The 13980-nt window shown below is 59.4% G+C and carries 14 protein-coding genes; 8 read left to right on the top strand and 6 right to left on the bottom strand.

Annotation, left to right across the window (positions count from 1 at the left end):
- Nucleotides 1-54: 54 nt before the first annotated feature.
- A complete protein-coding gene (gene dnaK / locus GRI41_RS05360) occupies nt 55-2001 on the bottom strand; it encodes a molecular chaperone DnaK (RefSeq protein WP_160603717.1) in 1947 nt (648 codons plus the stop codon).
- A gap of 165 nt (nt 2002-2166) precedes the next feature.
- Here dnaK and GRI41_RS05355 point away from each other — a divergent pair, with 165 nt between their 5' ends.
- Nucleotides 2167-2646, top strand: coding sequence for a copper chaperone PCu(A)C (locus tag GRI41_RS05355; protein WP_160603716.1), 480 nt, complete (start codon nt 2167-2169; stop codon nt 2644-2646).
- A 5-nt stretch (nt 2647-2651) separates the two neighbouring features.
- Nucleotides 2652-3155, top strand: coding sequence for a vgr related protein (locus GRI41_RS05350; protein WP_160603715.1), 504 nt, complete (start codon nt 2652-2654; stop codon nt 3153-3155).
- Here GRI41_RS05350 and grpE read toward each other — a convergent pair.
- Together grpE and hrcA are read right to left on the bottom strand one after the other, a co-directional pair.
- A complete protein-coding gene (gene grpE, locus GRI41_RS05345; protein ID WP_160603714.1) occupies nt 3152-3757 on the bottom strand; it encodes a nucleotide exchange factor GrpE in 606 nt (201 codons plus the stop codon). The genes GRI41_RS05350 and grpE overlap by 4 nt on opposite strands.
- A gap of 10 nt (nt 3758-3767) precedes the next feature.
- The gene (gene hrcA / locus GRI41_RS05340; RefSeq protein ID WP_160603713.1) at nt 3768-4811 is read right to left on the bottom strand and encodes a heat-inducible transcriptional repressor HrcA; all 1044 of its coding nucleotides are present in this window, start codon (nt 4809-4811) and stop codon (nt 3768-3770) included.
- Between the two features lie 173 nt (nt 4812-4984).
- On the opposite strand from hrcA, the gene rph reads away from it, so the two are divergent.
- From rph to GRI41_RS05320, 4 genes are read left to right on the top strand one after another with little or no spacing between them, the layout of a single operon-like run.
- Nucleotides 4985-5698, top strand: a complete 714-nt coding sequence (gene rph, locus GRI41_RS05335; protein WP_160603712.1) for a ribonuclease PH — start codon at nt 4985-4987, stop codon at nt 5696-5698.
- Nucleotides 5695-6321, top strand: coding sequence for an RdgB/HAM1 family non-canonical purine NTP pyrophosphatase (gene rdgB, locus GRI41_RS05330; RefSeq protein WP_160603711.1), 627 nt, complete (start codon nt 5695-5697; stop codon nt 6319-6321). Before rph ends, rdgB begins: the two co-directional genes overlap by 4 nt.
- Before the next feature lie 28 nt (nt 6322-6349).
- Nucleotides 6350-7501, top strand: a complete 1152-nt coding sequence (gene hemW / locus GRI41_RS05325; RefSeq protein WP_160603710.1) for a radical SAM family heme chaperone HemW — start codon at nt 6350-6352, stop codon at nt 7499-7501.
- Nucleotides 7498-8394: a tyrosine recombinase XerC gene (locus tag GRI41_RS05320; RefSeq protein WP_160603709.1), complete on the top strand. Its 897-nt coding sequence runs from the start codon at nt 7498-7500 to the stop codon at nt 8392-8394. The genes hemW and GRI41_RS05320 overlap by 4 nt, the downstream gene beginning before the upstream one ends.
- 43 nt (nt 8395-8437) lie before the next feature.
- Here GRI41_RS05320 and gshB read toward each other — a convergent pair whose 3' ends face one another.
- Genes gshB through rsmI form a run of 3 tightly spaced genes read right to left on the bottom strand, consistent with a single transcriptional unit; the run spans nt 8438 to nt 10621 of the window.
- Nucleotides 8438-9388: a glutathione synthase gene (gene gshB / locus GRI41_RS05315; protein WP_160603708.1), complete on the bottom strand. Its 951-nt coding sequence runs from the start codon at nt 9386-9388 to the stop codon at nt 8438-8440.
- Between the two features lie 25 nt (nt 9389-9413).
- Nucleotides 9414-9764: a YraN family protein gene (locus GRI41_RS05310; protein WP_160603707.1), complete on the bottom strand. Its 351-nt coding sequence runs from the start codon at nt 9762-9764 to the stop codon at nt 9414-9416.
- Nucleotides 9761-10621, bottom strand: a complete 861-nt coding sequence (gene rsmI / locus GRI41_RS05305; RefSeq protein ID WP_328600516.1) for a 16S rRNA (cytidine(1402)-2'-O)-methyltransferase — start codon at nt 10619-10621, stop codon at nt 9761-9763. The genes GRI41_RS05310 and rsmI overlap by 4 nt, the downstream gene beginning before the upstream one ends.
- Nucleotides 10622-10660: 39 nt before the next feature.
- On the opposite strand from rsmI, the gene GRI41_RS05300 reads away from it, so the two are divergent.
- Together GRI41_RS05300 and parE are read left to right on the top strand one after the other, a co-directional pair.
- The gene (locus GRI41_RS05300; RefSeq protein ID WP_160603705.1) at nt 10661-11848 is read left to right on the top strand and encodes a penicillin-binding protein activator; all 1188 of its coding nucleotides are present in this window, start codon (nt 10661-10663) and stop codon (nt 11846-11848) included.
- A gap of 56 nt (nt 11849-11904) precedes the next feature.
- Nucleotides 11905-13896 (top strand): DNA topoisomerase IV subunit B, encoded by a 1992-nt coding sequence (gene parE / locus GRI41_RS05295; RefSeq protein ID WP_160603704.1) that lies wholly within the window; start codon nt 11905-11907, stop codon nt 13894-13896.
- Nucleotides 13897-13980 lie beyond the last annotated feature (84 nt).

Below are 13980 nucleotides of genomic sequence, written 5' to 3'. Positions count from 1 at the left end.
GCGACCGCCACCGACGCGATCTGCATCAGTGGCGGTCATTTTCCAATCAAAGCATCAGCCCTTGGCTTCGTCTTCGCTTTCAGCGTTGTCATCATCGCCGACTTCGGAGAATTCGGCATCGACAACGTCATCATCTTCAGAAGAGGCAGAGTCGCCTGCATCACCTTCAGGGGCCGCATTGGCTTGTTCCTGCTGGTAGATTTCCTGACCCATCTTCATCGCGACTTCGGTCAAAGCCTGTGACTTCTCGTTGATCGCATCAAGATCATCGCCTTCGAGCGCGGTCTTGGTTTCCGCCAGGGCGGCTTCGACATCGGACTTCAGATCAGCGCTGATTTTGTCGCCATGCTCTTCAAGCTGCTTTTCGGTCGCGTGGACCAGGCTGTCTGCCTGGTTGCGCGATTCCGCTTGCTCGCGGCGCTTCTTGTCTTCGTCTGCAAATTTCTCGGCGTCCTGCACCATCTGTTCGATGTCGCTATCCGAAAGACCACCAGATGCCTGGATGCGGATCTGCTGTTCCTTGCCGGTGCCTTTGTCTTTTGCCGACACATTGACGATGCCGTTGGCGTCGATGTCAAACGTGACTTCGATTTGCGGAACACCGCGGGGTGCCGCAGGAATGCCGACAAGGTCAAACTGACCCAGCAGCTTGTTATCCGCCGCCATTTCACGTTCACCCTGACCAACGCGGATCGTCACCGCCTGCTGATTGTCTTCAGCAGTCGAATAGGTCTGCGATTTCTTGGTCGGGATCGTGGTGTTGCGGTCGATCATGCGGGTGAACACGCCGCCCAGCGTTTCAATGCCGAGCGAAAGCGGGGTCACGTCGAGCAGCAGAACGTCTTTGACGTCGCCCTGCAGAACGCCAGCCTGAATGGCCGCACCCATCGCAACGACTTCGTCAGGGTTCACGCCGGTATGCGGTTTCTTGCCGAAGAATTCTTCCACGACTTCGCGAACCTTGGGCATGCGGGTCATACCGCCGACAAGGATCACCTCGTCGATACCGCCTTTGTCGACGCCAGCGTCAGCCAGAGCTTTCTTGCACGGCTCCAGAGTGCGCTTGATCAGATCACCAACCATTTTCTCCAGATCGGAGCGGCTGATGGTTTCCACGAGGTGTAGCGGAGTCGAAGCGCCGCCTTCCATACGCGCGGTGATGAACGGCAGGTTCACTTCGGTGGTTGCCGAGCTCGACAGTTCGATCTTCGCTTTTTCAGCCGCTTCTTTCAGGCGCTGCAGAGCGAGCTTGTCGGTCCGCAGGTCCATGTTTTCCTTCTTCTTGAAGGCATCAGCGAGATGCTCGACAATCGCATTGTCGAAGTCTTCACCGCCAAGGAAGGTATCGCCATTGGTCGATTTCACTTCGAACACGCCGTCACCGATTTCGAGGATCGAAACGTCGAAGGTGCCGCCGCCAAGGTCATAGACGGCGATGGTTTTGCCATCGTCCTTGTCCATACCGTAAGCGAGCGCGGCTGCGGTCGGCTCGTTGATGATCCGCAGAACTTCAAGACCAGCGATCTGGCCGGCGTCTTTGGTCGCCTGACGCTGTGCATCATTGAAGTAAGCAGGAACGGTAATAACCGCCTGCGAAACTGTTTCGCCAAGATAGCTCTCGGCAGTTTCTTTCATCTTTTGCAGGATGAAAGCGGAAACCTGAGACGGGCTGTAATCTTCCGATCCGGCTTTCACCCAAGCATCGCCATTTTTGCCTTTGACGATCTGGTATGGAACAAGATCCATATCTTTCTTCGTCATCGGATCGTCGAAACGGCGGCCGATCAGGCGCTTGATCGCGAACAGGGTGTTGTCCGGATTGGTCACTGCCTGGCGCTTCGCAGGTTGGCCGATCAGACGTTCATCATCCTTGGTGAACGCAACGATCGACGGCGTGGTGCGCGCGCCTTCCGAATTTTCGATAACTTTCGGTTTGCCGCCGTCCATTACAGCGACACACGAGTTGGTGGTGCCGAGGTCGATACCGATTACTTTAGCCATGGTTTCCCCATTTACTCTTCATGTTGGACGCTGCTCTGTGTGTTTCCCATGATTGGCGAAACAACTCGGCAGCTCGATTGTGCAGCGGATATAGGTGCGGTTTTTGTTGGCACAAGGGATTGCGGCAGCTAGTTGCACATCAAATTACTGCATGGAGAATTACACGTGACAACACGGTTTCTGGCGAGCGCGGCTCTTGCCATTGCAACACTTGGCCTGACCGCTTGCGGATCACAAAGCGAAGAAGTGGCGCAGGCGCCCGAGGGAATTACCGGGCTGACCGTGGAAAACGCGCGTATGATCCTGCCTGCGGTCAGCGGAAATCCGGCGGCAATCTATCTCGACATTGCCTATGAGGGCGAAAAAGACGCCACGCTTGCGGCGGTTTATGTCGATGGCGCCGAAGAAGCGATGATGCATGAATATGCGGAGAAGGATTATAAAATCCAGATGGTTCCGCTTGAATCGGTCGCCCTGACCAAAGGTCTGAAAGTATCCTTCGAACCGGGCGGCAAGCATATCATGGCGATGGGTGTTTCCCCCGAACTGACTGCTGGCGGAAAAACCGAAGTAACTTTGATCGAGGCAGGCGGCGACAAGACCACGGTCACCGCTGATATCATGGCCGCGGGGGATGCCCGCTAGGCGTAATGTCGGGACAGATTTCAAACTATTCCTGCCCCGTCGGCGGAGAGCGGCCTTTGACTGCCGGCGAGATCGCGCTGGCCAAAACGGTCTTTGGCACCGCGATTGATTATGCGGAGGTCAGAATTCACCGCCGGAAATGGGCGTTCTTCCAACCGCGCCGCGTCACCATGGCCCCGCGCGGGCACATCCATTTCCACCCGCGCGGCAACAGCTATTGCGATGATTTCTCCACCGAAGGAATGATCCGCCAAGGGTTGTTCATTCACGAGATGGTCCATGTGTGGCAGGCGCAGACCAAGGGCCGCTGGTGGCTGGTTTTCAACCGGATGCCGTGGGACCGATATGATTACAGCCTGAAACCGGGCTGGCCGCTGACCAAATACGGGATCGAGCAACAGGCCGAAATCGTCAAACACGCCTTCTGGCTGCGCAACGGACTACGCGTGACCGGCGTCAGCGATCCCGAAGCCTACAGCCTGCTGGTCGATTTTCCCGGCGCGCCTTAGTCCGGCTTTTTCGCAACCCCGACCATGGCGGGGCGCAGCAAGCGGTCTTTGATCATAAAGCCCGATTGCATTTCCTGCACCACGGTTCCCGGTTCCTGTTCGTCAGTCGGGACTTCCATCATCGCCTGATGGTGGTTGGGATCGAGCGGAAGGCCCATCGCCGGAATGCGAGTGATGCCGTGCTGGCCGAAAACTTTCTCCAGCTCGCGCTGGGTTGCTTCGATACCCGCGACAAGACCTTTCATCTTGTCGTCTTCGCGCAGTTCCTGCGGAACCGCATCGATGGCGCGCGAAAGATTGTCGGACACTGACAGGATATCGCGGGCAAAGCCGGTTGCGGCATAGGCGCGCGCATCGGCCACGTCTTTTTCCATCCGGCGGCGGACATTTTGCGTTTCCGCGCGGGCGTAGAGCACTTCCTGCTTCGCCGCTTCCAGATCACCGCGCAGCGCCTCCAGCGCATCTTCCACGCTGCCTTTCTCGTCGGCTTCATCGTCCCCACCATCGTCGAGAAATTCTTCAGGAACGCCTTTCAGTTCCTCTTCAACGGCTGCATCTTTATCTTCGGCACCCTTTGGGTCCGGCTTGTTTTCGTCGGTCATTGTGTTCCATTTATCCGATCAATTTGCCCAGCGAGCGGGCTGTGAAATCAACCATGGGGACGACCCGCGCGTAATTCAACCGCGTGGGGCCAATCACACCCAAAACTCCCACCACTTTGCCTTCGCGGTCGCGATAGGGAGAGGCGATGACAGACGAACCGGACAAGGCGAACAGGCGGTTCTCCGCGCCGATAAAGATCCGCGTCGCATCGGCGGTTTTTGCGTCCTCAAGCAAACTTGCAACCGATTGCTTGTTCTCCAGATCATCGAGCAGCGATCGCACACGCTCGAGATCTTCCAGCGCGCTGTCATCCAGCAAGTTCGCCTGACCGCGCACGATCAACACAGGGCGCTGCGCCGTGTCCTTGCTCCACACGGCCAAACCGCGCTGGACCAGATCCTGACTGGCGCGATCAAGCGCGGATTTGCCCGAAGAAATCTCGCTTTCGATTTCCGCAATCGCTTCGGTCAGGGTTTTCCCGCCGATCCGCGCGGTGATATAGTTGGACGCCTGTTCCAGCGTAGACGCATCGACCCCGCCAGACAGTTCCACCACGCGGTTTTCGATATTGCCATCTTCGCCCACCAACACGGCGAGCGCGCGATCGGCAGCGAGCGACACCAGGCTCAACTGGCTCAGCCGCACCTCATGCTGCGGGACCATAACCATTCCCGCAGCCCCGGTAATGTCGGACAAGAGCGAGCTTGTGGCCTCCAGCGCATGCTCGATCGGCCCGGGGGTTTGCAACCGCTGTTCGATTGTCGCGCGTTCTTCCACGGTCGGTTCGGCTACTTGCATCATCCCGTCGACAAACAAGCGCAATCCGGATTCGGTCGGCATCCGCCCGGCGCTGGTATGCGGCGCCGCCAGCAGACCGAGCGATTCCAGATCGGCGAGCACGGACCGGATCGAGGCGGGCGACAGGTCAACGCCCCCCTCCCCCGCCAGCGCCTTGGAACCGACCGGCGTGCCATTGGTCAGATATCCTTCGACCACGAGACGAAAGATATCCCGCGCGCGGTCGGTCAATTCTGTGAGGGGTACGTTTGGCATTGCGATCTTCAACCGAGAATTACATCAACTATCCGGTCATGCTGAGCTTGTCCCAAGAGAAGCCGGGGTGCAACCCCAACCATCGCACTTCCTTTTGCCGGATTAAATAGTAAGGACGACCCAACGACAAGCTCAGGGTGAACGGCCTTGAGAAAATATCACTGGAGAATCCAATGAGACCTTCCGGCCGTGCGCCCGATGAAATGCGCCCTATCACTATCGAAACCGGCTTTACCAAACATGCAGAAGGTTCGTGCCTGATCAGTTGCGGCGATACGCGCGTATTGTGCACCGCGAGCGTTGAAGAACGGATTCCGCCTTGGCTGCGCGGCAAAGGCGAAGGCTGGGTAACGGGCGAATATTCGATGCTGCCACGCGCCACCCATACACGCGGCAGCCGCGAGGCAGCGCGCGGCAAGCAAAGCGGGCGGACGCAGGAAATCCAGCGTCTTATCGGGCGGAGCTTGCGCGCGGTTGTCGATCTGAAAAAGCTGGGCGAACGCCAGATCACTCTCGATTGCGATGTGATCCAGGCCGATGGCGGCACACGCACAGCATCTATTTCGGGTGCATGGGTTGCGCTGCGTTTGGCGGTAAATTCGCTGATGGCTTCGGGCGATATCAAGCAAGACCCGATTGAAAAACAGGTCGCTGCGATCAGCTGCGGCATTTACCAGGGCACGCCGGTTCTCGATCTCGATTATGCAGAGGATAGCAACGCCGATGCCGATGCCAATTTCGTGCTGATCGAAGGAGGGCAAATCGCCGAAGTGCAAGCCACCGCCGAAGGCGCAACCTATGACGAAGAAGGCCTTCTGCGCCTGCTGCGCCTCGCCAAAATCGGCTGCGACGGCATTTTTGCGGCGCAACTTGATGCGGTAAAATGACCAGGCGTCTCGGCTCCGGATCGCTGGTGATCGCGACGCATAATGCGGGTAAGCTGAAAGAGATTTCCGCTTTGCTGGAGCCGCATGGGATGAAATGCCTGTCGGCGGGATCGCTCGGTCTGCCCGAGCCGGAAGAGACCGGCACCACCTTCGTCGAAAACGCGCTGATCAAGGCGCGTGCTTCGGCGGAGGCATCTGGCATTGTCTCGCTTGCCGATGACAGCGGGATGTCCGTGGCGGCGCTTGATGGCCGCCCCGGTGTCTACACCGCCGACTGGGCAGAGCGGCAGCATTTCGAAGGCGCGCCGGGCCGCGACTGGTATATGGCGATGGGCAAAGTCGAAGGCATGCTGGCGGAAAAAGGCCCCGATGCCCCGCGCGATGCGTGGTTTTCCTGCGTGCTGGCGATTGCATGGCCCGATGGTGACAGCGCGGTCTATGAAGGCCGCGTTGACGGTTCGCTGACTTGGCCGCCGCGCGGCACGCTGGGCTTTGGCTATGATCCGGTGTTTGTGCCTGCGGGGCGCGAGCAGACATTCGCGGAGCTCGATCCGGCAGAAAAACACGCGATGAGCCACCGCGCCGATGCCTTTGCCAAGCTGGTTGCCGAACAATTTGGCTAACGCGCCCAATCGCCTGTAAGGTTACCCCGTGGCACGCGCACTCTACATCCACTGGCCTTTCTGCCTGAAGAAATGCCCCTATTGCGATTTCAACAGCCATGTCCGTGATCGCGTGGACCATGATGCTTGGAAAGCCGCGATGCTGCGCGATATGCAGCACGAGGCAGCGCTGGCCGGCGGTGAACCGCTGGAATCAATCTTTTTCGGCGGCGGCACGCCGTCCTTGATGCCGCCGGAAATGGTGGGTTCGCTGCTGAATGAGGCCGAGAGGCTGTGGGGCTTTTCACCCGAGATTGAGATCACCCTTGAAGCCAATCCATCATCGGTTGAGGCCGCCAATTTCGCCGATCTGTCGCTTGCCGGGGTCAACCGGGTGTCGCTGGGCCTGCAATCGCTGCGCGACGAGGCGCTGAAGTTTCTGGGCCGGTTGCACGATGCGGATGAAGGATTGGCGGCATTGGAAGTTGCGCAGAAGCACTTCGGCAGGGTCAGTTTGGACCTGATCTATGCGCTGCCCGGCCAGAGTGAAGCCGAATGGCGCGCCGATCTTGCCCGTGCGCTGTCCTTCGGCACCGATCATCTTTCGCTCTATCAATTGACCATCGAACCCAATACGCGCTTCGCCACCGATGTGCGCAGAGGCGTGTTTGCTCCGCTGGACGATGATCCGGCGGCAGATCTGTTTGACGTCACGCGCGAAATGACGGCGCAGGCACAAATGCCCGCCTATGAAGTCAGCAATCACGCGCGCGCCGGGCAGGAAAGCCGCCACAATCTGACATATTGGCGGTATCAGGATTATTGCGGGATAGGCCCCGGCGCGCATGGGCGGCGCAACGCCGCAGCGACATTGCGTCACAAAAAGCCGGAGAACTGGCTGGCTGCGGTCGAGCACAGCGGCAATGGACTGCGTGAGGAAACGCCGCTTTCAGCCGCTGCACAGGCTTCGGAAGCTTTGCTGATGGGGCTGCGGCTTGCCGAGGGAATTTCGCTACCGTTGCTGAGCGAACGGTTCGGCATACCATTCGCCAACCTCATCGATGAAAGCCGCCTGAGCATGCTGAAAGATTTGGGATTTGTGTGGCAGAGCAATGAGCGTCTTGGCGTCACATCGCGCGGGATGCCGGTGCTCGATGCGCTGCTTGGCGAATTGGTCCATGGCGATCTGGTGACGGCATGAGCAAGGCTGAATTGTTGTTACAATGGGAAGCGCATCTGGTTCAGGGGCGGCGGCGGTCGCCGCATACGGTCCGCGCCTATCTGTCCGCCGCAAATCTGCTGATCGAACGCAAGGGGCTGAAGGACTGGGAACAGATTGCCGGGCTCAATAGCGCGGCGATCCGATTGCATCTGGCCGACCGGCGTCAGGACGGCTTGAGCAACAGCTCCACCGCGCGCGAACTATCGGCGATAAAGGCGCTGGTCAGGTTTGCTCTTGCGCAAACCGGCGGCAGCGATAACGCGGCGCCGCGTATCCGTGGGCCGCGAATCAAGAAGGGCCTGCCCCGCCCCGTTACCCCGGACGATGCCACCAATATCGCCGATCTGGTCGAAGCAAGCGCGAGCGATGGCTGGATCGGCGCGCGCGACCGGGCGGTGCTGCTGTTGCTCTATGGTGCGGGCTTGCGGATTGCCGAGGCGCTTTCGCTCAAAGGTCGCGATGCCCCGCTGGGGGAAACGCTCTCGGTGACCGGCAAAGGAAACAAGCAGCGGATCGTCCCCGTTTTGCCGATCATTCGCGATGCCGTGGCCGAATATACCAAGGAATGCCCGTGGCCGATTGAGGCCGACGGGGCGCTGTTTCGCGGTGCGAAAGGTGGTGCGCTGAGCCAGGGAATGGTGCAAAAAGCGATGGCCAAGGCGCGCATTGCCCTCGGCCTTCCTGCCACCGCGACCCCGCACGCACTGCGGCACAGTTTCGCCACCCATTTGCTGGGCGCCGGGGCCGATCTGCGCAGCCTGCAGGAATTGCTTGGCCATGCCAGCCTTGGCAGCACGCAAATCTATACCAAAGTCGATGCGGCGACTTTGCTCGACACTTATCGTGACGCGCATCCCCGAGAGAAAAAGTAGTTTGCCATTGGCGTGGCGACTAAATCGCTTCGCACTGATGCGACTATAAACGCGCCTCGACCGCGTCCAGAATTTTGCCCGCCGTGTCGGTCCCATTGAACTTGTCGATCGCGACAATGCCGGTGGGCGATGTCACATTGATTTCGGTCAGCCATTTGCCGCCGATCACGTCGATCCCAACAAACAACAGGCCGCGTTTCTTCAGCTCCGGCCCCATAGCGGCGCAGATTTCTTCCTCGCGCGCGGTCAAATCAGCTGCCTCTGCATAGCCGCCCTGCGCGAGGTTTGATCGGAACTCGCCCTCGCCCGGTTTGCGGTTGATCGCCCCGGCAAATTCCCCGTCGATCAGCACGATCCGTTTGTCGCCTTCCGACACTTCTGGAAGGAAAGGCTGGATCATGTGCGGTTCTGGCCAGGTCTGGTTGAACATTTCGAACAGAGCAGAAATGTTTGTGCCATCCGCATCGACTTTGAAAATGGCTTTGCCGCCATTGCCGTGCAGCGGTTTCACCACGACCGCGCCATGCGTCTCCATAAAGGCGCGCACATCGCTCAGTTCGCGCGCAATCAGCGTTGGCGGCATGAATTTCGCGTAATCGAGAACGAACATCTTCTCCGGCGCGTTGATCACCTCGCGCGGGTCATTGGTGACCAGTGTGGTCCCTTTGAGCCTGTCGAGCATCAGCGCCGCGCTGATATAGCCGAGGTCAAAGGGCGGATCCTGCCGCATGAAGATCACATCGATGTCTTTGGCGAGGTCGATGCGGCGATGTTCGCCCATGGTGTAGTGATCGCCCTCTACCCGTTGGACGGTCACCGGCGCCGCATGCGCCGTCAGCGCGCCATTTCCGGTGTCGTATGCCAATGTGCGGACATCGTAATGCCACAGCTGCGCCCCGCGCGCCTGCGCCGCCAGCATGATCGCGAAGCTGGAATCGCCCGCAATGTTGATCGATTCCATCGGGTCCATCTGGACAGCAACGCGCAAAGCCATTCTCACTTACTCCAAACCGGCAGACTTAGGGCTGCCATGCATTGACGATGTGGCGAGGGAAAGCGCCGGGCGCAAGGAGCATCACGTCGATCCGGATATCTTCGCCCTTGGTGGCATATTCATGCGCGATCGATTCAGCTGCCGCGGCAACGCGTTGCAGCCGGTATTCGTCAATCGCATGATCGAGATCGGCTTTGCGCTTGCGCCATTTCACTTCGATGAAAGCAACGACATTGCCCCGTCTGGCAATCAGATCGACTTCGCCCAGCGGCGTTTTGCGCCTTTCGGCAAGGATCGACCACCCTTTCAGCTTGAGCCAGATTGCCGCCCGCCTTTCGCCATCGCGGCCGCTTTTCTCGGCAAGCTGGCGTTTCATCCGGCGCGCAATTCCAGCGCGCGGGCATAGAGCATTTTGCGATCCAGCCCGGTTGCCTTGGCTATCTTTCCCGCAGCCTGCGAAGGCTTATCCGCCTTGAGAGCCTCGGTTAACAAGGCATCCACATCAAACGCGCTTGCATCCTTTTGCGGCGGCGGACCGACCATCAGCACGATCTCTCCCTTGGGCGGATTGTCGGTATAGTGAGCGGCCAGACCGGCGGCGGTGCCCGAACGGCATTCTTCGAACATTTTGGTCAGCTCGCGAGCCACGGAAACCTGCCGCGCGGGCATGGCAGCGTCGATAGCGGTTAGCGATTTTACCAAGCGCGGCCCGGTTTCATAGAACAGCAGCGTCGCATCGATGGCGGCAAATTCTTCCAATGCCCGCGCGCGGGCTTGTTCCTTGCTCGGGAGGAAGCCGGCAAACAGGAACCTGTCATTGGGCAAGCCCGATAGCGTCAATCCCACCACCGCCGCGCAGGCACCGGGCAGGCTCGTCACCATTATTCCCGCCGCGCGGGCATCCTGCACCAGGCGGTAACCGGGATCGGAAATCAGCGGTGTCCCTGCATCGCTGACCAGCACAACCGCCTGATCGTGCATACGCTGCACCAGATTGGCGCGCGCCGCTTCGTCGCTGTGATCGTTATATCGCCATAGGGGTTTGCTGATACCCAAATGGCTCATCAATTTGCCGGTCACCCGCGTATCTTCGCAGGCCACGGCATCACACCGGCCCAATACATCGACCGAACGCAATGTTATGTCACCAAGATTGCCAATCGGCGTGGCCACGATATAGAGACCCGGAAGAAGGGCCTCGTCAGAGGCGGTGCTGTCTGTATTGTGGGTCACAGTGGCTCTCAATGACGGGCGGCAAAGGGGATCGCAAGGATGAACATTACCAAACCTCGCCAATTCACCATAGACCGGCGCAAGCTTTTCGTCGTCGGTGCGACAATTTTGCTGGCGGGCTGCCAGCTGGTGCCCAAAGCGCCGACAAGCTCGACAGAGCCGCCACCGACCACCGGCCCCACTCCCGAACCGACCGCAACCGGCCTGCCTTCCGATGAAACGCGCCACCGGATTGCGCTGCTGGTTCCGCTGACCGGAGATAACGGAGCAGTTGGCAATGCGATCGCCAATGCCACTACGATGGCGCTGCTCGATACCAATGCAAGCAATCTGCGCATTACCACCTATGACACCGGCAAAGGCGCTCGCAATGCCGCGCGCAGTGCGGTTTCGGATGGTAACAAGCTGATCCTTGGCCCTTTGATGGCCAGCAACGTTCCGCAGGTTCTGGCAGAGGCCCGCCCGGCCAATATTCCTTTGATATCCTATTCGAACGACACATCGGTTGCCGGTCCCGACGTATTTGTGATGGGGCATGTTCCCAGCCAGTCGATTGACCGGACGGTCGGCTATGCCCGGCAAAACGGCGCGAGCAATTTTGCCGCAATCATTCCCGACGGCGAATATGGCAAACGCGCCGAAGCCGCACTCTCTGCCGCTATTCTGGAATCGGGCGGGACTTTGGTTGCGACCGAAAGATTTTCTCGCGGAAATACTTCGATTGTCAGCGCGTCGCAGCGGCTGCGCCAGCGTGGCGGTTTCGATACGGTTTTGATCGCTGACGGTGCGCGGCTCTCCGCGCTGGCCGCGGGCGAATTGAAACCCGGCGGCAACGGCAACACGCAATTGCTCGGCACCGAATTGCTCAGCGGCGAATCTTCGGTGACGCGCAATTCGGCAATGCGCGGTACATGGTTCTCCGCCGTCTCCGACGCGCGCTTCAAACGGTTTTCGGACAGTTACAAGGGCCGCTTCGGCAGCAATCCTTACCGCATTGCTACGCTTGGTTATGACAGCGTGCTTCTGACCTTGCGCGTCGCGCAGGATTGGACACCGGGCCGTTCCTTCCCGCTTTCGCGTCTGCGCAATGATGACGGGTTTCTGGGGCTGGACGGAGTGTTCCGTTTCCAGCGTAGCGGGGTAATCGAACGCGCGATGGAGGTGCGCCAGGTGCAGGATGGCAAAGTGGTTATCGTTTCGCCTGCCCCCACCAAGTTCGGCGGCTGACGATAAGATTTTTTCGCTGCTTGTAAGCGTGTGAATCGCGCGCTTATAGCACCCGTATGTCAGATGATCTTTTCGACGGTACGCCGGTCTCTAGCGGCGATTATGACTCTTCCTCTATCGAGGTGTTGGAAGGGCTCGAGCCTGTGCGCCGCCGCCCCGGCATGTATATTGGCGGCACCGATGACCGCGCGCTGCACCACCTCGCCGCCGAAGTTCTCGACAACGCGATGGACGAGGCCGTTGCCGGCCATGCGACGCGGATCGAAGTCAGCCTGGAAGAGGGCAACCGGCTGAGCATCGCCGATAACGGGCGCGGCATTCCGGTGGACGAGCACCCCAAATTTCCGGGCAAATCGACGCTCGAAGTGATCCTTTCCACGCTGCACTCGGGCGGTAAATTCTCGGGCAAAGCCTATGCCACATCGGGCGGTTTGCACGGGGTTGGCGTGAGCGTGGTCAACGCGCTGAGCAGCGACACGCGGGTAGAGGTCGCGCGCGACAAGAAACTCTATGCGCAGAGCTTTTCCAAGGGGCAGACGCTGGGCCCGATTGAAGAGCTGGGCGCAACTCCCAATCGCCGCGGGACAACCGTCAGCTTCACGCCCGACACAGAGATTTTCGGAGATCGGCAATTCAAACCGCACCGCCTGTTCAAGCTGGCGCGTTCGAAAGCCTATCTGTTTGCCGGAGTCGAAATCCGCTGGAAATGCGCCGAAAGCCTTACGTCGGAAGAAGTACCCGGCGAAGCGGTGTTCAAATTTCCCGGCGGCCTTGCCGATCATCTGGCCGAACAAATCGGCGCGCGCGAATGTGTCACTGCGCAACCTTTTGCAGGGACGCAGGAATTTCCCGATGATGACAGCGGCACATCACAAGGCCGCGTCGAATGGGCCTGCGCTTGGCCGCTTTATTCCGATGGCTCGACCAGCTGGTATTGTAACACCGTACCCACGCCCGATGGCGGTACACATGAACAAGGCATCCGCGCCGCGTTGACCAAAGGGCTGCGCGCGTTTGGTGAGCTGACCGGCACCAAAAAGGCGAAAGACATTTCGGCCGATGATGTGATGACCGGCGGTGAGGTGATGCTCAGCGTCTTCATTCGCGATCCGCAGTTCCAGTCGCAAACGAAAGACCGGCTGACTTCGCCGGAAGCCGCGCGTCTGGTCGAAAACGCGGTGCGCGATCACTTCGATCACTTCCTGACCGACAATATGGATCGCGGTAAGGCGCTGCTCGGTCAGGTGATGGAGCGGATGGACGAGCGCCTGCGCCGCAAGCAGGAACGCGAGATCAAGCGCAAGACCGCGACCAGCGCCAAGAAGCTGCGCCTTCCCGGCAAGCTTACCGATTGCAGCGGCGAAGGCGATGGCGACACCGAATTGTTCATTGTCGAAGGCGATTCAGCGGGCGGAAGCGCAAAGCAGGCGCGCAACCGCAAGACGCAGGCGATCCTGCCGATCCGCGGCAAAATCCTCAACGTCGCCAGCGCCACGCCGGAGAAAATCCGCGCCAATCAGGAAATTGCCGATCTTTCGCTGGCGATGGGATGCGGCACGCGCAAAGACTGCGATCCAGAGAACTTACGTTACGACCGGATCATCATCATGACCGACGCTGACGTGGATGGCGCGCATATAGCGACGCTGTTGATGACATTCTTCTTCCAGGAAATGGCCGAAGTGGTGCGCAAGGGGCATCTGTTCCTCGCCCAGCCCCCGCTCTACAAGCTGACTGCGGGTAAAGAGAGCCGCTATGCCCGCGACGACGCGCATCGGGCGGAGCTGGAAGAAACCGTGTTCAAAGGCAAAAAGGTTGAAGTGGGCCGGTTCAAAGGCCTCGGCGAAATGAACCCCTCGCAGCTTCGCGAAACCACGATGGATCCCAAATCCCGCAGCCTGCTGCGCATTACTTTGCCGCAAGAATTCGAACAGCGCGCGGTGGTGAAGGAACTGGTCGATCAACTGATGGGCCGCAACCCCGAACATCGCTTCAACTTCATCCAGAACAATGCCGGCGATATGGATCGCGAAATGATCGATGCGTGATCGGGCGAATGGCTCGAACGCGGTGATCGCCGCTTGAGCTTTCGCGCTATCCAACGCCTGCACTCTTGATCCGCGCCGCGTGCC

The organism is Pontixanthobacter aquaemixtae, assembly GCF_009827395.1.
Classification (GTDB): Bacteria; Pseudomonadota; Alphaproteobacteria; order Sphingomonadales; family Sphingomonadaceae; genus Pontixanthobacter; species Pontixanthobacter aquaemixtae.
This window is presented reverse-complemented; position numbering and strand designations above follow the sequence as displayed.